This window comes from Pseudomonas sp. B21-040, assembly GCF_024748695.1.
Taxonomy (GTDB): domain Bacteria; phylum Pseudomonadota; class Gammaproteobacteria; order Pseudomonadales; family Pseudomonadaceae; genus Aquipseudomonas.
In genome coordinates this window covers 1,192,059-1,215,262 of record NZ_CP087176.1, presented here as the reverse complement: position 1 = coordinate 1,215,262, position 23,204 = coordinate 1,192,059, and the positions used below count along the sequence as shown (strand labels likewise).

The following is a 23,204-nucleotide window of genomic DNA, read 5'->3' as shown; positions in this document are numbered from 1 at the left end:
CGACCCTTATACGGCCATCAGGTCTTTTTCTTTCTCTGCCAGCTTCGCGTCGATTTCAGCCACGAATTTCTTGGTCAGATCATCAATCTCGCCGGTGGCACGACGCTCTTCGTCTTCACTGATTTCTTTTTCCTTGACCAGGTCCTTGAGCTGACTGTTCGCATCACGACGGATGTTGCGCACTGCAACACGGGCGTCTTCAGCGACATCGCGAGCCTGCTTGGTGAAACCGCGGCGGGTTTCTTCAGTCAGGGCCGGCATGCTGATCAGCAGCAATTCACCCAGGTTGGTCGGGTTCAGGTTCAGACCGGCACTGCCAATGGCTTTGTCGACAGCACCCAGCATGTTGCGCTCAAAGGCAACGACTTGCAGGGTACGGGCGTCTTTGACAGTAATGTTCGCCACTTGCTTGATCGGCGTGTCGGAACCGTAGTAAGGAACCATCACACCCTCCAGAATGCTTGGGTGCGCCTGGCCCGTACGGATACGGCCAAAGTTGTGCGCCAGCGATTCCACGGATTTTTGCATACGCTCTTTAGCGTCTTTCTTGATTTCGTTGATCATTGTTGGCCTTCCTCGATCAGGGTCCCTTCAGCGCCGCCATGCACGATGTTCAGCAAGGCGCCGGGCTTGTTCATGTTAAAGACGCGCAACGGCATCTTGTGGTCGCGACACAGGCAAATAGCCGTCAGATCCATCACGCCCAGCTTGCGATCCAGCACTTCATCGTAAGTCAGATGATCGAACTTCTCGGCATGCGGGTCTTTGAACGGGTCAGCGGTGTAGACGCCATCGACCTTGGTCGCCTTGAGCACGACATCGGCGTCGATTTCGATCGCTCGCAAGCAAGCTGCCGAATCCGTGGTGAAAAACGGATTACCGGTACCGGCCGCGAAAATCACGACCTCTTTGGCGTTCAGATGGCGCATGGCTTTGCGGCGATCATAGTGATCGGTCACGCCTACCATGGAAATGGCCGACATCACGATGGCCGAGATATTGGCACGCTCCAGCGCATCGCGCATGGCCAGGGCGTTCATCACAGTGGCCAGCATGCCCATGTGGTCGCCAGTTACCCGATCCATGCCGGCCGCGCTCAGCGCCGCACCGCGGAACAGGTTACCACCACCGATCACCAGACCGACCTGAACACCGATGCCGACCAATTGGCCGACTTCCAGCGCCATGCGATCCAGAACTTTCGGATCAATCCCGAACTCTTCCGAGCCCATCAGGGCCTCGCCGCTAAGCTTGAGTAGAATGCGTTTATAGCGAGCCTGATAACCACTGCCCTGCTGAGCCATTGCGAATCTCTCCTGCGGCGTATTTTAAAAATTCTTTGCGAGCTGTTTACAGCTGCGCTCACTCTAGCTTGGCGCTGCTTCAGCGCCATCGGAACATGGCTTTGTAAGCCAGTTCCAAAGGGAAACCAATTAAAAATTGGTGCCCCATCTGAAAAGAGGCTGCGCGCGTAAGCGGGCAGCCTCTTCAGGGCGACAGTTAAAAAACCGTCTTACTGCTTGGCAGCAGCCAGTTGAGCGGCAACTTCTTCAGCGAAGTTGTCGACTGGCTTCTCGATGCCTTCGCCTACCTTGAAGTAGGTGAAAGAAACGATTTCAGCACCGGCTTTCTTGGCCAGCTCGCCGACCTTGATTTCAGGGTTCTTGACGAACGCCTGCTCAACCAGGCTGGCTTCGGCCAGGAACTTGCTGATACGGCCTTTGACCATGTTTTCAACGATGTTTTCTGGCTTGCCTTTGATTTTTTCTTCGTTCAGCTGCAGGAACACAGCTTTTTCACGCTCGATCGCTTCGGCAGAAACTTCCGAAGGCAGCAGGAACTCTGGGTTGCTGGCCGCTACGTGCATAGCGATGTCTTTGGCCAGTTCAACGTTGCCGCCTTTCAGGACAACTGCAACACCGATCTTGTTGCCGTGCAGGTAACCACCAACAACATCACCTTCAACGCGTACCAGGCGACGGATGTTGACGTTTTCGCCAACCTTGCCAACCAATACCAGGCGATCAGCTTCTTGAGCGGCGATCAGCGGAGCGACGTCAGTCAGTTTGTCGGCGAACGCTTTTTCAACGCTAGCAGCAACAAATGCCTTGAAGTCGTCCTGCAGGGCCAGGAAGTCAGTCTGCGAGTTTACTTCCAGCAGAACAGCAGATTTGCCGTCTTCTTTCAGAGCGATAGCGCCTTCTGCAGCCACGTTGCCTGCTTTCTTGGCAGCCTTGATTGCGCCGGAAGCACGCATATCATCAATGGCTTTTTCGATGTCGCCGTCAGCCTTTTCCAGGGCTTTCTTGCAATCCATCATGCCTTCGCCGGTACGCTCACGCAGTTCTTTAACCAACGCTGCAGTAATTGCTGCCATTTTCAAAATCCTCTTGGATAGGTTTTCAACCATTCCACCCGATCGAACGGGCGATCAATTCTTCCCGAACCACCGTTGTAAGCCGCTGCACGTTACAGCTCTGCAAGTGCGGGGCCGACAAACGGTTTTCGAGGTGGCAAAAAGGGGGCCAAGCCCCCTTTTTGCTTACTGAGTCAACGCCAAGGCGTCAATTACTCAGCTGCTGCTACCGGAGCTTCTTCAACGAACTGCTCGGTGCCGCCAGCAACGTGGTTGCGACCGCGGATTACAGCGTCAGCCATCGAACCCATGTACAGCTGGATAGCGCGGATTGCGTCATCGTTGCCTGGGATGATGTAGTCAACGCCTTCCGGGCTGCTGTTGGTATCGACTACGCCGATAACCGGGATGCCCAGCTTGTTGGCTTCGGTGATCGCGATGCGCTCGTGATCAACGTCGATAACGAACAGTGCGTCTGGCAGACCGCCCATGTCCTTGATACCACCCAGGGAACGATCGAGCTTCTCAAGATCGCGAGTGCGCATCAGCGCTTCTTTCTTGGTCAGCTTGGCGAAAGTACCGTCTTCGGCTTGCACTTCAAGGTCACGCAGACGCTTGATGGAAGCACGGATGGTTTTGAAGTTGGTCAGCATGCCGCCCAACCAGCGGTGATCGACGTACGGCGAACCGCAACGTGCTGCTTCTTCAGCAACGATCTTGCCAGCGGAACGCTTGGTGCCGACGAACAGAATCTTGTTTTTGCCCTGGGCCAGACGCTCTACGAAAGTCAGAGCTTCGTTGAACATTGGCAGGGTTTTTTCAAGGTTGATGATGTGGATCTTGTTACGCGCGCCGAAAATGTATTTACCCATTTTCGGGTTCCAGTAACGGGTTTGGTGACCGAAGTGCACACCGGCCTTCAGCATATCGCGCATGTTGACTTGGGACATGATAGTTCCTTAATAAGTCGGGTTTGGCCTCCACGTATCCCAATGACCAACCAGCAGCATCAGCTGAAGGCACCCAGGTCATCGTGTCGACACGTGTGTGGATTTAAGCCTTTCGGGGTATCCCCGGAAAGCGGCGCATTTTATACCACAAGGCTCGCAAAAACGGAACCCGGATTCTCAAATCCGGACGCGCGTCTTAAATCGCCCCTTGGAATCATCAAGAATGCGCCTATCTATAGAGAGATGCTAAGCACTGAGGCTCAGATTTGCGCTGATCGTCTGATAGAATCAGGTTTTTCAGGGCTGCGCAGATCAATCGCACACCGCCCATTTCGTTTTGACAAGCGCCATTGAGCGCAGAGAGAGCCTGTATGACCGTCACCCTCAAAACCCCAGAGGACATCGCAAAAATGCGCATCGCCGGCAAACTGGCCGCCGATGTGCTGGAAATGATTGCCGAACATGTCAAACCGGGCATTACCACCGAAGAGCTGGATCGCATCTGCCACGACTACATCGTCAACGAACAGAAAGCCATTCCTGCGCCGCTCAACTACAAGGGTTACCCGAAGTCGATCTGCACTTCGATCAACCACGTTGTCTGCCACGGCATTCCGAACGAGAAGCCGCTGAAGGATGGCGACACGCTGAACATCGACGTCACCGTCATCAAGGACGGTTATCACGGTGATACCAGCCGCATGTTCCACGTCGGCACCGTGCCGGTCTGGGCCGAGCGCCTGTCGCAAGTGACCCAGGAATGCATGTACAAGGCGATTGAAATCGTCAAACCCGGCTGCCGCCTTGGCGACATCGGCGAAATCATCCAGAAGCACGCGGAAAAGAACGGTTTCTCGGTGGTTCGCGAGTTCTGCGGTCACGGTATCGGCAAAGTGTTCCACGAAGAGCCGCAGATCCTGCATTACGGCCGCGCCGGCACCGGCATGGAACTCAAGGCGGGCATGACCTTCACCATCGAACCGATGATCAACCAGGGCAAGGCCGACACCAAAGTGCTGGGCGATGGCTGGACCGCGATCACCAAGGACCGCAAGCTGTCGGCCCAGTGGGAGCACACCCTGCTGGTTACCGAAACCGGTTACGAGATCTTCACCCTGCGCGCCGACGACACCATCGCGCGCGTTTCGGCCTGATCCGTTCCGCAAAGCTCTCAGCCTTATAGACAGGAAAGCCAATCGATGCCGCAGGTGGATCCCGAACTCTTCGACCGCGGCCAGTTCCAGGCTGAACTGGCCCTGAAGGCAAGCCCGATTTCAGCCTTCAAGAAGGCGATCCGCCAGGCCCGCGAGGTGCTCGACGGGCGCTTTCGCAGCGGCCGCGACATTCGCCGGCTGATCGAGGACCGCGCCTGGTTCGTCGATAACATCCTGCAAAAGGCCTGGGAGCAGTTTAACTGGAGTGAAGACGCCGACATCGCGCTGGTCGCGGTCGGTGGCTATGGTCGCGGTGAACTGCACCCTTATTCCGACATCGATTTGCTGATCCTTCTGGACAGCGCCGACCACGAAGTTTTCCGCGATTCCATCGAACGTTTTCTGACCTTGCTCTGGGACATCGGCCTGGAAGTCGGTCAGAGCGTGCGCTCGGTGGACGAGTGCGCCGTTGAGGCCCGCGCCGACCTGACGGTGGTCACCAACCTGATGGAAAGCCGCACCATCTGTGGCCCTGAGCGCCTGCGCCAGCGCATGCTGGATGTCACCAGCACCGCGCACATGTGGCCGAGCAAGGACTTCTTCCTGGCCAAGCGCGCCGAGCAGAAGGCCCGCCACCACAAATACAACGACACCGAATACAACCTGGAACCCAACGTCAAAGGCTCGCCGGGCGGATTGCGGGACATCCAGACGATTCTCTGGGTAGCCCGTCGTGAATACGGCACCCTGAACCTGCGTGCACTGGCTGGCGAAGGTTTTCTGGTAGAGAGTGAAAACGCCCTGCTCGCCTCGTCCCAGGAATTCCTGTGGAAGGTCCGTTACGCGCTGCACATGCTCGCCGGTCGCTCCGAGGATCGCTTGCTGTTCGATCACCAGCGTTCGATTGCCGGGCTGCTGGGCTTCGTTGGCGATGACGCCAAGCAAGCCATCGAAAACTTCATGCAGCAGTATTACCGGGTGGTCATGAGCATTGCGCAGCTCAGCGACCTGATCATTCAGCACTTCGAAGAAGTCATCCTCGCCCCGGACGATGAAGCGCCGCCGCAGCCCATCAACTCGCGGTTCCAGCTGCACGACGGTTATATCGAGGCACGCAACGACAACGTGTTCCGTCGTACGCCGTTCGCCATGCTGGAAATCTTCGTGTTGATGGCCCAGCAACCGGAAATCAAAGGCGTGCGCGCCGATACCATCCGTCTGCTGCGCGAGAACCGTCACCTGATCGACGACGAATTCCGTAACGACATTCGTAACACCAGCCTGTTTATCGAGCTGTTCAAGTGCAAGATCGGCATCCACCGCAACCTGCGCCGGATGAACCGTTACGGCATTCTCGGGCGCTATCTGCCGGAGTTCGGCTTGATCGTCGGGCAGATGCAGCACGACCTGTTCCATATCTATACGGTCGACGCGCACACCCTGAACCTGATCAAACACCTGCGTAAGTTGCAGTACAGCCAGGTATCGGAAAAATTCCCGCTGGCCGCCAAGCTCATGGCCAAGCTGCCCAAGCCCGAGCTGATCTACATGGCCGGGCTCTACCACGACATCGGCAAGGGCCGCCATGGCGACCACTCGGAAATCGGCGCGGTGGATGCAGAGGCTTTCTGCCAACGCCATCAGTTGCCGGTGTGGGACAGCCGCCTGATCGTCTGGCTGGTGCAAAACCACCTGGCGATGTCGACCACCGCCCAGCGCAAGGACTTGTCCGACCCGCAGGTGATCCACGATTTCGCACAGGCCGTCGGTGACGAAACCCGCCTCGATTATCTGTACGTGCTGACCGTAGCCGACATCAACGCGACCAATCCGACCCTGTGGAACTCGTGGCGCGCCAGCCTGTTGCGCCAACTGTATACCGAGACCAAGCGCGCCCTGCGCCGCGGCCTGGAAAATCCGGTGGATCGTGAAATGCAGATCCGTCAGACCCAGAGCGCCGCCCTGGACATCCTTGTGCGCGGCGGAAACGATCCGGACGATGTCGAACAGCTGTGGTCACAACTAGGCGATGACTATTTCCTGCGCCACACCGCTGGCGACGTCGCCTGGCACACCGACGCGATCTTGCAACAACCTGCCGACGGCGGGCCGCTGGTGCTGATCAAGGAAACCACGCAGCGCGAGTTCGAGGGCGGCACTCAGATCTTCATTTATGCGCCGGACCAACACGATTTCTTCGCCGTGACCGTGGCGGCGATGGACCAGCTCAACTTGAACATTCACGACGCCCGGGTCATCACCTCCAGCAGCCAGTTCACCCTCGACACCTATATTGTGCTCGACACCGACGGCGACTCGATTGGTGATAACCCGGCGCGGGTCAAACAGATCCGCGATGGACTGACCGAAGCCCTGCGCAACCCGGACGACTACCCGACCATCATTCAGCGCCGGGTGCCGCGCCAGCTCAAGCATTTTGCCTTTGCGCCCCAGGTCACGATTCACAACGACGCTCAACGTCCGGTGACCGTGCTGGAACTCACCGCCCCCGACCGTCCGGGCCTGTTGGCGCGGATCGGCACGATCTTCCTGGAGTTCGACCTGTCGCTGCAAAACGCCAAGATTGCCACGCTGGGCGAGCGGGTGGAGGACGTGTTCTTCATTACCGACGCCAATAACCAGCAGTTGTCTGACCCGCTGCTGTGCAGCCGCTTGCAGGATGCAATCGTTGAACAACTGAGCGTCAGCCACGAACCCGATATCAAACTGTCACGACTCAGTATCTGAATTAACCAACTTTCCCTGTGGGAAAACGCTTATGTAGGAGCCGGGCTTGCCCGCGATAGCATCACCTCGGTGCACCTGACAAACCGAGGCGCCTGCATCGCGGGCAAGCCCGGCTCCTACAAAAGCCAGCGCCCACATTGAACGAGGCCCCCGATGAACAACGCTCTGACCCAGTTGCAGCCCTACCCGTTCGAGAAGCTCCGCGCCCTGCTCGGCAGCGTCACGCCAAACCCGGACAAGCGCCCTATCGCGTTGTCCATCGGCGAGCCGAAACACCGCTCGCCAAGCTTTGTCGCCGAAGCCCTGGCCAGCAATCTGGATCAGATGGCCGTGTACCCGACCACCCTCGGCATCCCGGCCCTGCGCGAAGCCATCGCCGCATGGTGCGAACGGCGTTTCAGCGTTCCGGGCGGCTGGCTCGACCCGGCGCGCAACGTGCTGCCGGTCAACGGCACCCGTGAAGCGTTGTTCGCCTTCACCCAAACCGTGGTCAACCGTGGCGAAGACGCGTTGGTGGTCAGCCCGAACCCGTTCTATCAGATCTACGAAGGTGCTGCGTTCCTCGCCGGCGCCAAGCCGCATTACCTGCCATGCCTTGACGAAAACGGCTTCAACCCGGACTTCGACGCCGTTTCGCCCGACATCTGGAAGCGCTGCCAGATCCTGTTCCTGTGCTCCCCGGGCAACCCGACCGGCGCACTGATTCCGGTCGAGACGCTGAAAAAGCTGATCGCTCTGGCCGACGAATACGACTTCGTAATCGCCGCTGACGAGTGCTACAGCGAACTGTACTTTGACGAGCAAACGCCGCCGGCCGGCCTGCTCAGCGCTTGCGTGGAACTGGGTCGCAAGGATTTCAAGCGCTGCGTGGTGTTCCATAGCCTGTCCAAACGCTCCAACCTGCCGGGCCTGCGCTCGGGTTTCGTGGCGGGCGATGCCGACATCCTCCAGGGCTTTTTGCTGTATCGCACCTACCACGGTTGCGCGATGCCGGTTCAAACCCAACTGGCCAGCGTGGCCGCGTGGAATGACGAAGTGCACGTGCGCGCCAACCGTGTGCTGTATCGCGAGAAATATGATGCCGTGCTGGAAATCCTCAGCCCGGTGATGGACGTACAGCGCCCGGACGGCGGCTTCTACTTGTGGCCGAATGTTGAAGGCGATGACGAAGCGTTCTGCCGTGACCTGTTTGTCGAAGAACATGTGACGGTGGTGCCGGGTTCTTATCTATCCCGTAACGTCGATGGGGCCAATCCGGGCGCGGGTCGAGTGCGCATGGCACTGGTTGCGCCGTTGGCGGAATGTGTTGAAGCGGCAGAACGCATTCGAAACTTTGTAACTCGCAACAAGTAATAAGCAACAGGCCTGTACCGTGCAACGCGGTGCAGGTCTTATTTGCAAAAGCAACTAACACATAGCAACTTTACGCCACGCCACATACACCACTAATCTCCAAGCCGAACAAAACAGAACCGCTCACCCGCAAGTGCCGACAAGGCATTCACAACGCCTTATTTGCGGCCATGTAAATTTTACCCCCCCTTACAACAACACCTTCTTCAAAATAAAACAGATACATTAATTTAATGACAACAAGGATGTTCACATGAACAACGCACATAATTGCGTCGCCAAACAGCCAGACAACATGCAAGCCTCTTACGACGTCGCGGTCTCCGAGAACCCTGCCAATCGCCCCACCTCGGCATCGGGTCGGCAAAAGCGCGCCGTCGGCAGCCACAAAAAATTCTGGGCCCCCGGCCGCACGTTGCGCATTGCGTTTCTGAACGGCGATCAAGCGTTCAAGGATGGCGTCAAGGCGGCTGCCAGCAACTGGCTGCCCTATATCAACCTCAAATTCGACTTCGTCGACGGTGAAGTCGGCGATATCCGTATTCGCACTGAACCGGCAACCTACTGGTCCAACATCGGTACCGACGCTCTGCTGACAGTAGAAGGCCCAACCATGGTGATATCGGACTGGATGCTCGAGCCTCGGCTTTTCGCCCACTACGTCATGCACGAATTTGGTCATGCATTGGGCGCCCAGCACGAGCACTTGCACCCTGAATCGAATATTCCGTGGAACAAGCCTGCGGTCTATCAAGACCACGGGGTACCTGAAGACGCCGATGAAAATTACTTTGGACGAAAGACCGTTGATGATCGCTATTTCAACTTGCTCGACCCCAGCGAAGTCAACTATTCGCCCTATGATCCAAAGTCGATCATGCACTACGAAATCCGTCAGGCCTGGACCCACGGTGACTTTAAAATATTCCTGAACTTGGCAATCAGTGAAAAGGACAAGGCGTTCATGGCCGAGGCTTATCCTTACCCTGAATAAACAAGTGACGGACACTGTTGATTAGCTGAAAGTTATTTGACCTGACCCGGTTTCGCCTCACTTAAATCCAATCCCCCCTAATACTTCCCTAAGTACGTCATCGCCCATCGGGTGATGACGACTGAGGCGATGCAATCGACAGCATTGAAGTGCCATATTAGCCGCTTAGACTGCAGGCTGGCCGTTACTTCAATGACGCACACCACCCCTGATCGTCATGACGAACGGACAAACCCGACCACAGCCGACGCGAAACCGTCCGGTCATGGCATAATCCGTCACCTTCGATTCCCAGCACCTGCAAAGGGGGCAATTCCTTGACCGTTTCAAGTAAAACGTTGCACCTTTTCGGCATCAAAGCCTGCGACACCATGAAAAAGGCGCGCACCTGGCTCGATGAACACGCTGCCAGCTATGACTTCCATGATTACAAAGCGGTCGGCATCGACCGTGAACACCTGACCCAATGGTGCGATGAGCACGGTTGGGAAGTGGTGTTGAACCGTGCAGGCACGACCTTTCGCAAGCTCGACGACGAACGCAAAGCCGATCTCGACCAGTCGAAAGCCATCGAACTGATGCTCGCACAACCCTCGATGATCAAGCGCCCGGTGCTTGATCTCGGTGACCGAACCCTGATTGGCTTCAAGCCAGATATCTACGCGGCAGCGCTCAAGTAAGCCAGCCCGTTCAATTTTGTTAGAGGTATTCACATGTCCAATTCCCTGTTCAGCCTGGCCTTCGGTGTCGGCACCCAAAACCGTCAAGGCGCATGGCTGGAAGTGTTCTACGCCGCCCCTGTCCTGAATCCATCGGCTGAAGTCATCGCCGCCATCGCGCCTGTTCTTGGCTACACCGAAGGCAATCAGGCCATCGCGTTCAGCACCGCCCAGGCTTCGCAACTGGCCGAGGCACTCAAAGGCGTCGACGCTGCCCAGGCGGCACTGCTGACCCGTCTGGCCGAGAGCCACAAGCCGCTGGTCGCGACGATTCTGGCCGAAGACGTTCAACTGACTTCCACGCCTGAGGCTTACCTCAAGCTGCACTTGCTGTCCCACCGCCTGGTCAAGCCACATGGCCTGAACCTGGCCGGTGTGTTCCCGTTGCTGCCGAACGTGGCATGGACCAGCCAGGGCGCGATCGACCTGGCCGAGCTGGCCGAGCATCAACTGGAAGCCCGTCTGCGCGGCGAGCTGCTGGAAGTGTTCTCGGTGGACAAGTTCCCGAAAATGACCGACTACGTGGTACCCGCCGGCGTACGTATCGCTGACGCGGCACGTATCCGCCTGGGCGCCTACGTGGGCGAAGGCACCACCGTGATGCACGAAGGTTTCGTCAACTTCAACGCCGGCACCGAAGGCCCGGGCATGATCGAAGGTCGTGTTTCGGCAGGCGTATTCGTCGGCAAGGGTTCGGACCTGGGCGGCGGTTGCTCGACCATGGGCACCCTGTCGGGTGGCGGCAACATCGTGATCAAGGTCGGCGAAGGCTGCCTGATCGGCGCGAACGCCGGTATCGGTATCCCGTTGGGCGACCGCAACACCGTGGAGTCTGGCCTGTACGTGACCGCCGGCACCAAAGTGGCGCTGCTGGACGAAAACAACAAGCTGGTCAAAGTCGTCAAGGCGCGTGAACTGGCCGGTCAACCTGACCTGTTGTTCCGTCGCAATTCGGAGACCGGCGCCGTGGAATGCAAAACCCACAAATCGGCCATCGAACTGAACGAAGCGCTGCACGCTCACAACTAAGCTTCGTCACGATCACCTGTGTAGGAGCAGAGCTTGCTCGCGATGGGGCCCTTAAGGCCGCCAAAAAGCTTCGCGAGCAAGCTCTGCTCCTACATGGTCAGGCGTCTACCCGCCCATGTTTACCAGGGCCGAATAACATGATGATCCCCTCTCCCTGGCGCGCCGATTTTCCGGCCATCGCCGCTTTGCAACGGCAAGACCAGACCTATCTGGACAACGCCGCCACCACGCAAAAACCTCAAGCCCTGCTGGATGCCCTGACGCATTACTACGCCAACGGCGCGGCCAACGTGCATCGGGCGCAACACTTGCCCGGCGCCCATGCCACCCAGGCGTTCGAGGCCAGCCGCAGCAAAGTCGCGCAATGGCTGAATGCCGGCGATTGCGGGCAGATTATTTTTACCCACGGCGCGACGTCAGCGCTGAACCTCCTGGCGTACGGCCTGGAACATCTTTTCCAACCGGGCGATGAGCTGGTCATCAGCGCTCTGGAGCATCACGCCAACCTGCTGCCATGGCAGCAACTGGCACACCGCCGCGAGCTGAAACTGGTGATCCTGCCGCTGGATGCCGACGGTTTGATCGACCTTGAGGCCGCCGCACGCCTGATCGGTCCGCAAACCCGTTTGCTGGCCGTCAGTCAGTTGTCTAACGTGCTCGGCGCCTGGCAGCCGTTGCCCGCCCTATTGGCGATGGCCAAGGCACACGACGCGTTGACCGTGGTCGATGGCGCTCAAGGCGTGGTGCATGGTCGGCATGACGTGCAAGCACTGGGTTGCGACTTCTATGTGTTTTCCAGCCACAAGCTCTATGGCCCCGATGGCCTGGGCGTGCTGTTCGGGCGCAACGAGGCGCTCAAGCATCTGCGTCATTGGCAGTTCGGCGGCGAAATGGTGCTGGACGCGGATTACCATGGCGCACGCTTTCGCCCTGCCCCACTGGGTTTCGAGGCGGGAACGCCGCCGATTGCCAGTGTGATTGGTCTGGGCGCGACGCTGGACTACCTCGCCGGGCTCGATCAGGACGCCGTTAACGCCCACGAAACGGCGTTGCATGACTATTTGCTAAAAGGACTTGAAGCCCGAAACGGCATTCGCCTGCTGGGCAAACCGCAATTGGCGCTGGCCAGTTTTGTCGTCGAGGGTGTGCATAACTCGGATCTGGCGCATTTGCTGACCGAACAGGGGATTGCCGTGCGTGCGGGTCATCACTGCGCCATGCCGCTGCTCAAGAGCTTCGAGTTGGCCGGGGCGATCCGGGTGTCGCTGGCGCTGTACAACGATTCCGAAGACCTGGAGCGGTTCTTTGAAGCGCTGGATCAGGCGCTGGAGTTGCTGCGATGAACTTGCCTGCCGAGGCTGTGACGGCGCTGGACACGTTCCAGAACGCTGCCGGCTGGGAACAACGGGCGCGCCTGTTGATGCAATGGGGCGACCGCCTGCCGGCGCTGAGCGATGTGGATAAGGTGGATACCAACCGGGTGCATGGCTGTGAAAGCCAGGTGTGGCTGGTGGGTTCACTGAATGACGGTCACTGGCAGTTCGCGGCGAGCAGCGATGCCCGGTTGATTCGCGGGTTGGTGGCGTTGCTGCTGGCGCGGGTCAACGGGTTGTCGGCGGCCGATTTACGGCAGGTGGATTTGCCGGACTGGTTCAATCAACTTGGGCTTTCGCGGCAGCTTTCACCTTCGCGCAGTAATGGCCTCAACGCCGTGCTTCAGCGGATGAATGAGTTGGCCTCACTCCCGTAGGAGCAAAGCTTGCTCGCGATGACATCAACGCGATCTACCTGAAGAACCGCGGCGCCTGTATCGCGAGCAAGCTTTGCTCCTACGGGTTTTGTTACGCGATGGGTTTGATGCGATCCGAAGGCCGCCGAACCCCCGCCACAATCTTATCCACAGCCTTGGTCGCCGCGACCATGCCGAACGTCGCCGTCACCATCATCACCGCGCCAAACCCGCCGGCACAGTCCAGCTTCACGCCATCACCGACAAAACTCTTCTGCAGACAAATGCTGCCATCCGGTTTCGGGTAGCGCAGTTGCTCGGTGGAGAACACACACGGCACGCTGTAATGACGGGTCACGGTGCGGGAGAAGCCATAATCGCGGCGCAAGGTGGAACGCACTTTCGACGCCAGCGGATCGTTGAACGTACGGTTCAAATCGCACACCTGAATCAACGTCGGATCAATCTGCCCACCTGCCCCGCCAGTGGTGATGATCTGGATCTTGCGGCGCTTGCACCAGGCAATCAGCGCTGCCTTGGCGTTAACGCTGTCGATGCAATCGATCACGCAGTCGATGTTCGGCGTGATGTACTCGGCCATGGTCTCGCGGGTGACGAAATCCGCCACGGCGTGCACCGTGCAGTCCGGGTTGATTCCGCGCAGACGCTCGGCCATCACCTCAACCTTGGGTTTGCCGACCGTGCTGTCCAGCGCGTGCAACTGGCGATTGACGTTGCTGACGCAGACGTCGTCCAGGTCGAACAGCGAAATCTCGCCCACCCCACACCGGGCGACAGCTTCCGCCGCCCAGGAACCGACGCCACCGACGCCGACAATCGCCACATGCGCCGCGCGCAGGCGCGCCAGGCCTTCGATGCCATACAAACGGGCGATGCCGGCAAACCGCGGATCTTCTGCACTCATGACCATTACCCCAAAAACCGGCGCGCATTATAGGGCTTCGCTGCGCCAAGTTCTGAATTTCAATCTACAAGTGTAAGAACTTATGTGAAAGCAAATTGCCCAATGTCCGGCAATTCCCTGTCCGCTGTACGAAAAGAGAATGCCCGGTGTAGGATGCGCGCCCCTTGGCGACCGCCAACCGTTCCTCCGTTCCACAGTCTTTGGAACCTGAAATAGCTATGTCATCCCGCAAATTTGGACTCAACCTGGTCGTGGTGCTCGCCATCGCAGCCTTGTTTACCGGCTTCTGGGCGCTGATCAACCGCCCGGTTACCGCCCCCAACTGGCCTGAACAGATCTCCGGCTTCTCGTACTCGCCGTTCCAGCAAGGCCAGTACCCACAGAAAGAGCAGTACCCGACCGACGATCAAATGCGTCGCGACCTGGAGATCATGAGCAAGCTGACGGACAACATCCGTACTTACTCGGTCGACGGCACCCTGGAAGACATTCCCAAGCTCGCAGAAGAATTCGGCCTGCGCGTGACCCTGGGGATCTGGATTAGCCCGGACCAGGAACGCAACGAGCGCGAGATCACCCGCGCCATCGAAATCGCCAACACCTCCCGCAGCGTGGTTCGCGTGGTTGTAGGCAACGAGGCGATCTTCCGTAAGGAAATTACCGCTGCGGAACTGAGCGTGATCCTCGATCGCGTCCGCGCCGCCGTGAAAGTGCCGGTGACCACGTCCGAACAGTGGCACGTCTGGGAAGAGCACCCGGAACTGGCCAAACACGTCGACCTGATCGCCGCCCACGTTCTGCCTTATTGGGAATTCATCCCGGTGGACAAGGCCGGCCAGTTCGTCCTCGACCGCGCCCGCGACCTGAAAAAGATGTTCCCGAAAAAACCGCTGCTGCTCTCGGAGGTTGGCTGGCCGAGCAACGGCCGCATGCGTGGCGGCACCGATGCCAGCCCGGCGGATCAGGCGATCTACCTGCGTACCTTGGTCAACAAACTCAATCGCCAGGGTTTCAACTACTTCGTGATCGAAGCGTTTGACCAGCCGTGGAAGGCCAGCGACGAAGGCTCGGTGGGCGCGTATTGGGGTGTGTTCAACGCCGCGCGCCAGCAGAAATTCAACTTCGAAGGCCCGGTGGTCGCGATCCCGCAATGGCGGGTGCTGGCGATCGGCTCGGCCGTGTTGGCGTTGTTGTCGCTGACCTTGCTGATGATCGACGGCTCGGCCCTGCGTCAACGCGGTCGCACCTTCCTGACCTTTATCGCGTTCCTGTGCGGTTCGGTACTGGTGTGGATCGGTTACGACTACAGCCAGCAATACAGCACCTGGTTCAGCCTGACGGTCGGTTTCCTCCTGGCACTCGGCGCGCTCGGGGTCTTTATCGTTCTGCTGACCGAGGCGCATGAACTGGCCGAAGCAGTCTGGACTCACAAGCGTCGTCGTGAATTCCTGCCAGTGGTGGGCGATTCGGACTACAGACCAAAAGTCTCGATCCACGTCCCTTGCTACAACGAGCCGCCGGAGATGGTCAAACAGACCCTCAATGCCCTGGCCAACCTCGACTATCCGGACTTCGAAGTCCTGATCATCGACAACAACACCAAGGACCCGGCGGTCTGGGAACCGGTGCGCGATTATTGCAAAACCCTCGGCCCGCGCTTCAAGTTCTTCCACGTTGCACCGCTGGCCGGCTTCAAGGGTGGTGCACTGAATTACCTGATCCCGCACACCGCCAAGGATGCCGAAGTGATTGCGGTGATCGACTCGGACTACTGCGTCGACCCGAACTGGCTCAAGCACATGGTGCCGCACTTCGCCGATCCGAAAATCGCCGTGGTGCAGTCGCCGCAGGATTACCGCGACCAGAACGAAAGCACCTTCAAGAAGCTTTGCTACGCGGAATACAAAGGCTTCTTCCACATCGGCATGGTCACCCGTAACGACCGTGACGCGATCATCCAGCACGGCACCATGACCATGACCCGGCGCTCGGTGCTCGAAGAGCTCGGCTGGGCCGATTGGTGCATCTGTGAAGACGCCGAGTTGGGTCTGCGTGTCTTCGAAAAAGGCCTGTCGGCGGCGTATTACCACACCAGCTACGGCAAAGGCCTGATGCCCGATACCTTTATCGACTTCAAGAAACAGCGTTTCCGCTGGGCCTACGGGGCGATTCAGATCATCAAGCGTCACACCGCCAGCCTGCTGCGCGGCAAGGACACCGAACTGACCCGTGGCCAGCGTTACCACTTCCTCGCGGGCTGGTTGCCGTGGGTCGCGGACGGCATGAACATCTTCTTCACCGTGGGCGCCCTGTTGTGGTCGGCGGCGATGATCATCGTGCCGCAACGGGTTGATCCGCCGTTGCTGATTTTCGCGATCCCGCCATTGGCGCTGTTCGTGTTCAAGGTCGGCAAGATCATCTTCCTGTATCGCCGCGCCGTCGGCGTGAACTTGAAAGATGCGTTCTGCGCGGCTCTGGCCGGGCTGGCGTTGTCGCACACCATCGCCAAAGCGGTGTTGTACGGCTTCTTCACCAGCAGCATTCCGTTCTTCCGCACCCCGAAAAACGCCGACAACCACGGCTTCTGGGTGGCGATTTCGGAGGCGCGTGAAGAGGTGTTCATCATGCTGCTGTTGTGGGGCGCGGCACTGGGGATCTTCCTGGTGAACGGCTTGCCGAGCAACGACATGCGCTTCTGGGTGACCATGTTGCTGGTGCAGTCGCTGCCGTACCTGGCGGCGCTGATCATGGCGTTCTTGTCTTCGCTGCCCAAACCGGCCGCCGAGCCTGAGCCGGCGCCAGCCGTCTAAAACTGTACAGATGCACTAAACGGCGGCCAATGGTCGCCGTTTTGCTTTAAGATAACCGCCATTTTGCGCGCCCAGCACCAATTCCTGTAGGAGCAAAGCTTGCTCGCGATTGATGCGACTCGGTGTAACAGAAAGACCTCATCATCGTTCATCGCGAGCAAGCTTTGCTCCTACACAATTAGCTTCCGGAGTTTTCCATGACGGCCCACGCCGACCTTTCGCCGACCCTTCAACTCGCCATCGACCTGATCCGCCGCCCGTCCGTGACGCCGGTCGACGCCGATTGCCAGAAGCAGATGATGCAGCGCCTGGGCGATGCCGGTTTCATGCTGGAACCGATGCGCATCGAAGATGTGGATAACTTCTGGGCGACCCACGGCAAACACGACGGCCCGGTGCTGTGCTTCGCCGGTCACACCGACGTGGTCCCGACCGGCCCGGTGACCGCCTGGCAGATCGACCCGTTCAACGCGCTGATCGACGAACACGGCATGCTCTGTGGCCGTGGCGCAGCTGACATGAAAGGCAGCCTGGCCTCGATGACCGTGGCCGCCGAGCGTTTTGTCGCCGACTACCCGGATCACAAGGGCAAGGTCGCATTCCTGATCACCAGTGACGAAGAAGGCCCGGCGCACCACGGCACCAAGGCAGTGATTGAACGCCTCGCCGCGCGCAAGGAACGTCTGGACTGGTGCATCGTTGGCGAGCCGTCGAGCACCACCCTGGTGGGCGATGTGGTCAAGAACGGTCGTCGCGGTTCCCTCGGCGCCAAATTGACCGTGCGCGGTGTGCAAGGTCACGTGGCCTATCCGCACCTGGCGAAAAACCCGATCCACCTCGCCGCCCCGGCCCTGGCCGAACTGGCCGCCGAGCACTGGGACCACGGCAACGATTTCTTCCCGCCAACCAGCTTCCAGATCTCCAACGTTAATTCCGGCACCGGCGCGACCAACGTCATCCCGGGTGATCTGGTGGCGGTGTTCAACTTCCGCTTCTCCACCGAGTCCACCGTCGAAGGCCTGCAAAAGCGCGTGGCCGACATTCTCGACAAGCATGGCCTGGACTGGCACATCGACTGGGCGTTGTCCGGCTTGCCGTTCCTTACCGAACCGGGCGCGCTGCTGGATGCCGTGGCGTCGAGCATCAAGGACATCACCGGTCGCGAAACCAAGGCTTCCACCAGTGGTGGCACTTCTGACGGTCGTTTCATTGCGACCATGGGCACGCAAGTGGTTGAACTGGGCCCGGTCAACGCGACCATCCACCAGGTCAACGAACGCGTACTGGCAGCTGACCTCGATGTGTTGACCGAGATCTACTACCAGACCCTGATCAAGTTGCTCGCCTGATGCTCGCGTGCCCGATATGCAGTGAACCGCTGAATGCGGTGGACAACGGCGTGGCCTGCCCCGCCGGGCATCGTTTCGACCGCGCGCGACAGGGTTACCTGAACCTGTTGCCAGTGCAGCATAAAAACAGCCGCGACCCTGGGGATAACCTGGCCATGGTTGAAGCCCGCCGCGACTTCTTGAACGCCGGCCATTACGCGCCGGTGGCCAAGCGCCTGGCGGAACTGGCAGCCGGCTATGCACCGCAGCGCTGGCTGGACATCGGCTGTGGCGAGGGTTACTACACCGCGCAAATCGCCGAGGCTTTACCGAACGCCGACGGTTACGCGCTGGATATCTCTCGCGAAGCGGTCAAACGAGCGTGCAAGCGTAACCCGCAGCTGACCTGGTTGATCGCCAGCATGGCACGGGTGCCATTGGCCTCGGGCAGTTGCCAGTTTCTGGCGAGCGTCTTCAGCCCTCTGGACTGGGAAGAAGCCAAACGCCTGCTCAGCCCCGGTGGCGGTTTGATGAAAGTCGGGCCGACCAGCGGTCACCTGATGGAGTTGCGCGAACGGCTGTACGACGAAGTCCGTGAGTACACCGATGACAAGCATCTGGCCCTGGTGCCGGAAGGCATGGCGCTGCAACACAGCGAAACCCTTGAATTCAAACTGACCCTGGAAAGTGGTCAGGATCGCGCCAACCTGTTGGCGATGACCCCTCACGGTTGGCGCGCCAGTGCCGAACGCCGCACAGCGGTGATCGAGCAGGTCGAGCCGTTCGAGGTCACCGTGTCGATGCGCTACGATTATTTCGTACTTCAATAATTTTTGGTCTTGAGCAACGGCTTGAGGCCGGCTAAATCCGCGAATGGATTTTTCAGACCCGCAGTGAGGACATCCATGCGCCAACCCGATATCGAGATTTACCTGAAAGACGCCGACGTTGACCACAAAGCCATTTCGGCCTGGCTCGGCGCGGCTTTAGGCCCGTGCACCGACTGGGTCCAGAAAGGCCAGACCTACAAGTGCAAGGCCGGCAACGTGCCCGTCACCTGGCTGCCCAAAGCCGTGGGCAAGTGGAACAGCCTGTTTCTGGACAGCGACCAGACCCCGTGGGAAGACGACATCGCCTGCGCCCGCGCAGCCTTTGCCGCGCTGAACGTGGAAGTACGTTGCGCGCCGGGGACGTGGGTCGAGGAAGAAGGCGAAGAGACAGCGGATCGCTGGATGCGCATCAGCGCTGATGGTGAAGAAGAAATCACCTGGAAAACCGCTTAACAACGACACGCATAACCTGTGGGAGCGGGCTTGCCCGCGAAGGCGGCGGCACATCCAGAATAGATGTGACTGACAAACCGCTTTCGCGGGGAAGCCCGCTCCCACAGTGTTTTTTGGTGATCCAAAGAGTGCGAGTTACAGCCCCACCACATCCTCAGCCTGCAAACCCTTCTCGCCGGTCACCACGGCATATTCAACCTGCTGACCTTCAGCCAGCGAACGGTGCCCTTCGCCACGAATCGCGCGGTAGTGCACGAACACGTCCACCCCGTCCTCGCGTTGAATAAAGCCGTAGCCCTTGGCGTCGTTGAACCACTTCACGTTGCCGGTTTCGCGTGTTGCCATTTGTTCATACTCCCTTTTTATTATTGATCGGGCTTTTCGCAGGAAAGCCTTCAGGAACGTCAATCTGCGCGCGACGTCCCAGCAAGGGCTTCGACGGCAGACGGCCGAGTATATGACAGGCAGCGAAACTCTCAACTCAACTTTACTTAGGCGCTTTTTTGCCGATTTTCGACGAATCCGGCACACTGTCGCCCTCCCGAGCAAACGCTCGGTTTTACTCACTCACGCAGAAGCCGTATGACCCGCTCCCCGTTCCGCCGTCTTGTGTTTGGCACCCTGCGTCGACTGTTGTACCTCTGGGTTCGCTCGGAGACGATCAACCAGTCGTCGTTCACCCTCAACCTCGACCGCAGTCGTCCGGTGTTCTACGTCCTGCAAAACCCTTCGCTGACCGACCTCGCCGTGGTCGACACCGAATGCAGCAAGGCTGGCCTGCCCCGCCCGGTATTGCCGGTTTCAGTAGGTAACCTGCTGGAACCCGCCGCGTTCTTTTACCTGACGCCAGAGCCCGACTGGCTCGGTCGACAGGACAAACGCGGCGCGCCGCCAACCCTGACCCGCCTGGTCAGCGCCCTGAGCCAGAATGGCGCCGAAGACGCGCAGATCATTCCGGTCAGCGTGTTCTGGGGTCAGTCGCCGGACAGCGAATCGAGCCCGTGGAAATTGCTCTTCGCCGACAGTTGGGCCGTCACCGGTCGCCTGCGCCGCTTGCTGAGCATCATCGTGCTGGGGCGCAAGACGCGTGTGCAATTCTCTGCGCCGATTCACCTGCGCGAGCTGATCGATCACAACAAGGGCCACGAGCGCACCGTGCGCATGGCCCAGCGGATCCTGCGGGTGCACTTCCGCAATCTCAAAGCCGCCGTCATCGGCCCGGACATTTCGCACCGACGCAATTTGGTCAAAGGTTTGCTCAACCAGCCACTGGTCAAGCAAGCGATCCTCGATGAAGCCGAGCGCGAGAACATCTCCCCGGAGAAAGCCAAGGCCCAGGCCTTGCGTTACGGCAACGAAATCGCCTCGGACTACACCTACACCGCAATCCGCTTCATGGAAGTGGTGCTGAGCTGGTTCTGGAACAAGATCTACGACGGCATCAAGGTCAACAACATCGAAGGCGTGCAAAAAGTCGCCCCGGGTTACGAAGTGATCTACGTACCCTGCCACCGCAGCCACATCGACTACCTGCTGCTGTCCTATCTGCTGTTCCGCAATGGCCTGACCCCGCCGCACATCGCTGCCGGGATCAACCTCAACATGCCGGGGATCGGCGGCCTGCTGCGTCGCGGCGGTGCGTTCTTCATGCGCCGTACTTTCAAAGGCAACCCGCTGTACACCTCGGTGTTCAACGAATACCTGCACACCTTGTTTACCAAAGGCTTCCCGGTCGAGTACTTCGTCGAGGGCGGCCGTTCGCGAACCGGGCGCATGCTGCAACCGAAAATCGGGATGCTGGCGATTACCCTGCGCAGCTTCCTGCGTTCGTCGCGCATGCCCATCGTGTTTGTGCCGGTGTACATCGGTTACGAGCGCGTATTGGAAGGCCGGACCTACCTCGGCGAACTGCGTGGTGCGACCAAGAAGAAAGAGTCGATTTTCGATATTTTCAAAGTCATCGGCGCGCTCAAGCAGCGCTTCGGCCAAGTGGCGGTGAACTTCGGCGAGCCGATCAAACTGGCGGAATTCCTCGACAGCGAACAGCCGGACTGGCGCCAACAGGAGCTCGGCCCGCAATTCAAACCGGCCTGGCTCAACGAAACCACCAACCGTTTGGGCGAGAAAGTTGCGCAGCATCTGAACGAAGCCGCAGCGATCAATCCCGTGAACCTGGTGGCCCTGGCGTTGCTGTCCACCAGCCGATTGGCGCTGGATGATCGCGCCATGGCGCGAGTGCTGGACCTGTACCTCGCACTGTTGCGCAAGGTTCCGTATTCGCCGCACACCACACTGCCGGAAGGCGATGGTCGCGCACTGATCGAACACGTGAAGGACATGGACTTGCTGTCCGAGCAGAGCGATGCCCTGGGCAAGATTCTGTATCTGGACGAGCAGAACGCCGTCCTGATGACCTACTACCGCAACAACGTGCTGCACATTTTTGCGTTGCCGGCACTGCTCGCGAGTTTCTTCCAGAGCGCGTCGCGCATGAACCGCGAGCAGATCCTGCGTTACACCCGCGCACTGTATCCGTACCTGCAATCGGAACTGTTCATTCGCTGGTCCATGGATGAACTGGACGCGGTGATCGACCAATGGCTGGAAGCGTTCGTTGAACAAGGCCTGCTGCGTTTCGAAAACGATGTCTACCTGCGCCCCGCACCAAGCTCACGGCATTTCGTGCTGCTGACCTTGCTGTCGAAGAGCATCGCCCAGACCTTGCAGCGCTTCTATATGACCGTGTCCCTGCTGCTCAACAGCGGCCAGAACAGCATCAGCGCCGAAGAACTCGAAGACCTGTGCACAGTCATGGCCCAGCGCCTTTCGATCCTCCATGGCCTGAACGCCCCCGAGTTCTTCGACAAGAGCCTGTTCCGTCACTTCATCCAGACGATGCTTGATCTGGAGGTGCTCAAGCGCGACGAAGCTGGCAAGTTGAGCTATCACGAATTGCTCGGCGAACTGGCCGAAGGCGCGGCCAAACGGGTGTTGCCGGCGGAGATTCGATTGTCGATCCGTCAGGTTGCGTTGCACCGCAGTGAAGATGCGGCGGATCAGGCTTAGTTGGGTCAACAGTAACTTCCTGACAACAACTATAAGAACAGGGACGTTCTTTTAGTTGTCCGATTATGGATTAATAGATCACTCCAAATAACCCACCACGATATGGATATCGCGATGAACTCATTAGATAACCCCACCCACTACATCACCCTGATATTTAGTTTGCCTGACGACTTTATGCCTCCCACCAGTGGTGAGGCCGAGACTTATATAAGCGTTCATACGGCAAACACTCAGTCCCCCATCAAAGTGGCGCAATCCCGTAAACCGATGCTGTACAGCGGCCGCTGGAACTTTTCATTTGCACACAGTTTTTCCGACGTCAGCGTCAAATACCGCGTGAGTGTCAGCATGACCCACAACGGTGTGCCACTCCTGATCGACCTGGACCACTTCATCATTGTTCACCGCACGCCACACCGCCAAACACTGCACCTGAGTCCGATCGGTCGCCTCTACATCCAGGCGCAAGAACCTCAAGCGGTGGAACCCGAACACGCGGTGACCATTGTTGCCCATGAGCACGACAATGCGACGGTGCAACTGACTCAAGTGCATATCAGTGAAGAAATGGCAGAGGCGTTTTATCTGGAGTACGATCCGGACACTGTTGTGCCCGGTAAACGCTACACCCTGACGGCGACTGAAAATGAATACCGCAATGCAATCGAAGTCTATCCCGGCTCTGTTGTATTAAAACCCTTCAGCAAAGCCTGATAACCTTCGCGCCCACAATAAACCGGCGAAACGGCTGTCAACA

The 23,204-nt window shown here is 58.7% G+C and carries 20 protein-coding genes; 14 read left to right on the top strand and 6 right to left on the bottom strand.

All coding sequences use genetic code 11. The features are described from left to right. Positions 1–6: 6 nt before the first annotated feature. From frr to rpsB, 4 genes are all read right to left on the bottom strand, one after another. Positions 7–564 (bottom strand): ribosome recycling factor, encoded by a 558-nt coding sequence (gene frr / locus LOY55_RS05400; protein WP_046029188.1) that lies wholly within the window; start codon positions 562–564, stop codon positions 7–9. After that, the gene (pyrH, locus tag LOY55_RS05395) at positions 561–1,304 is read right to left on the bottom strand and encodes a UMP kinase (RefSeq protein WP_003172271.1); all 744 of its coding nucleotides are present in this window, start codon (positions 1,302–1,304) and stop codon (positions 561–563) included. The genes frr and pyrH overlap by 4 nt, the downstream gene beginning before the upstream one ends. Positions 1,305–1,513: 209 nt before the next feature. Then, on the bottom strand, positions 1,514–2,377 hold the full coding sequence (gene tsf, locus LOY55_RS05390) for a translation elongation factor Ts (protein ID WP_027604480.1): 864 nt from the start codon (positions 2,375–2,377) through the stop codon (positions 1,514–1,516). Between the two features lie 191 nt (positions 2,378–2,568). Next, positions 2,569–3,306, bottom strand: a complete 738-nt coding sequence (gene rpsB, locus LOY55_RS05385; RefSeq protein ID WP_003219330.1) for a 30S ribosomal protein S2 — start codon at positions 3,304–3,306, stop codon at positions 2,569–2,571. A 371-nt stretch (positions 3,307–3,677) separates the two neighbouring features. Between rpsB and map the strand changes: the two genes are divergently transcribed. The 8 genes from map to LOY55_RS05345 all read left to right on the top strand — a co-directional run bounded on the left by map (position 3,678) and on the right by LOY55_RS05345 (position 13,053). Continuing rightward, positions 3,678–4,460, top strand: a complete 783-nt coding sequence (gene map / locus LOY55_RS05380; RefSeq protein WP_046029187.1) for a type I methionyl aminopeptidase — start codon at positions 3,678–3,680, stop codon at positions 4,458–4,460. Positions 4,461–4,505: 45 nt separating this feature from the next. After that, on the top strand, positions 4,506–7,208 hold the full coding sequence (locus tag LOY55_RS05375; RefSeq protein WP_046029186.1) for a [protein-PII] uridylyltransferase: 2,703 nt from the start codon (positions 4,506–4,508) through the stop codon (positions 7,206–7,208). Positions 7,209–7,361: 153 nt separating this feature from the next. After that, on the top strand, positions 7,362–8,561 hold the full coding sequence (gene dapC / locus LOY55_RS05370) for a succinyldiaminopimelate transaminase (protein WP_258667788.1): 1,200 nt from the start codon (positions 7,362–7,364) through the stop codon (positions 8,559–8,561). A gap of 253 nt (positions 8,562–8,814) precedes the next feature. Continuing rightward, positions 8,815–9,555, top strand: a complete 741-nt coding sequence (locus tag LOY55_RS05365) for a hypothetical protein (protein ID WP_223523858.1) — start codon at positions 8,815–8,817, stop codon at positions 9,553–9,555. Between the two features lie 317 nt (positions 9,556–9,872). After that, on the top strand, positions 9,873–10,235 hold the full coding sequence (locus LOY55_RS05360; protein ID WP_046029180.1) for an ArsC family reductase: 363 nt from the start codon (positions 9,873–9,875) through the stop codon (positions 10,233–10,235). A gap of 33 nt (positions 10,236–10,268) precedes the next feature. Then, positions 10,269–11,303: a 2,3,4,5-tetrahydropyridine-2,6-dicarboxylate N-succinyltransferase gene (dapD, locus tag LOY55_RS05355; RefSeq protein WP_109786014.1), complete on the top strand. Its 1,035-nt coding sequence runs from the start codon at positions 10,269–10,271 to the stop codon at positions 11,301–11,303. Between the two features lie 137 nt (positions 11,304–11,440). After that, positions 11,441–12,646, top strand: a complete 1,206-nt coding sequence (locus LOY55_RS05350) for an aminotransferase class V-fold PLP-dependent enzyme (RefSeq protein WP_223523855.1) — start codon at positions 11,441–11,443, stop codon at positions 12,644–12,646. After that, positions 12,643–13,053 carry a SufE family protein gene (locus LOY55_RS05345; RefSeq protein ID WP_109786016.1) on the top strand — a complete coding sequence of 137 codons (411 nt, stop codon included), beginning with the start codon at positions 12,643–12,645 and terminating at the stop codon, positions 13,051–13,053. The genes LOY55_RS05350 and LOY55_RS05345 overlap by 4 nt, the downstream gene beginning before the upstream one ends. 91 nt (positions 13,054–13,144) lie before the next feature. Here the strand turns inward: LOY55_RS05345 and tcdA are convergent, their stop codons facing one another. Continuing rightward, entirely contained in the window at positions 13,145–13,963 is an 819-nt protein-coding gene (gene tcdA, locus LOY55_RS05340; protein ID WP_408980974.1) for a tRNA cyclic N6-threonylcarbamoyladenosine(37) synthase TcdA, read from the bottom strand. A 212-nt stretch (positions 13,964–14,175) separates the two neighbouring features. On the opposite strand from tcdA, the gene LOY55_RS05335 reads away from it, so the two are divergent. From LOY55_RS05335 to LOY55_RS05320, 4 genes are all read left to right on the top strand, one after another. Further along, entirely contained in the window at positions 14,176–16,767 is a 2,592-nt protein-coding gene (locus LOY55_RS05335; RefSeq protein ID WP_223523850.1) for a glycosyltransferase, read from the top strand. Between the two features lie 197 nt (positions 16,768–16,964). Then, positions 16,965–18,116 carry a succinyl-diaminopimelate desuccinylase gene (gene dapE, locus LOY55_RS05330; RefSeq protein WP_077430794.1) on the top strand — a complete coding sequence of 384 codons (1,152 nt, stop codon included), beginning with the start codon at positions 16,965–16,967 and terminating at the stop codon, positions 18,114–18,116. Continuing rightward, positions 18,116–18,925, top strand: a complete 810-nt coding sequence (locus LOY55_RS05325) for a putative RNA methyltransferase (RefSeq protein ID WP_046029165.1) — start codon at positions 18,116–18,118, stop codon at positions 18,923–18,925. The genes dapE and LOY55_RS05325 overlap by 1 nt, the downstream gene beginning before the upstream one ends. Positions 18,926–19,000: 75 nt before the next feature. Further along, the gene (locus LOY55_RS05320) at positions 19,001–19,378 is read left to right on the top strand and encodes a hypothetical protein (protein ID WP_046029164.1); all 378 of its coding nucleotides are present in this window, start codon (positions 19,001–19,003) and stop codon (positions 19,376–19,378) included. A 135-nt stretch (positions 19,379–19,513) separates the two neighbouring features. Here LOY55_RS05320 and LOY55_RS05315 read toward each other — a convergent pair whose 3' ends face one another. After that, positions 19,514–19,723, bottom strand: a complete 210-nt coding sequence (locus LOY55_RS05315; RefSeq protein WP_010462862.1) for a cold-shock protein — start codon at positions 19,721–19,723, stop codon at positions 19,514–19,516. Between the two features lie 237 nt (positions 19,724–19,960). Between LOY55_RS05315 and plsB the strand changes: the two genes are divergently transcribed. Both plsB and LOY55_RS05305 read left to right on the top strand, forming a co-directional pair. Further along, positions 19,961–22,444 carry a glycerol-3-phosphate 1-O-acyltransferase PlsB gene (plsB, locus tag LOY55_RS05310; protein WP_223523847.1) on the top strand — a complete coding sequence of 828 codons (2,484 nt, stop codon included), beginning with the start codon at positions 19,961–19,963 and terminating at the stop codon, positions 22,442–22,444. 114 nt (positions 22,445–22,558) lie between these two features. Next, on the top strand, positions 22,559–23,161 hold the full coding sequence (locus LOY55_RS05305; RefSeq protein ID WP_223523845.1) for a hypothetical protein: 603 nt from the start codon (positions 22,559–22,561) through the stop codon (positions 23,159–23,161). Positions 23,162–23,204: the final 43 nt, after the last annotated feature.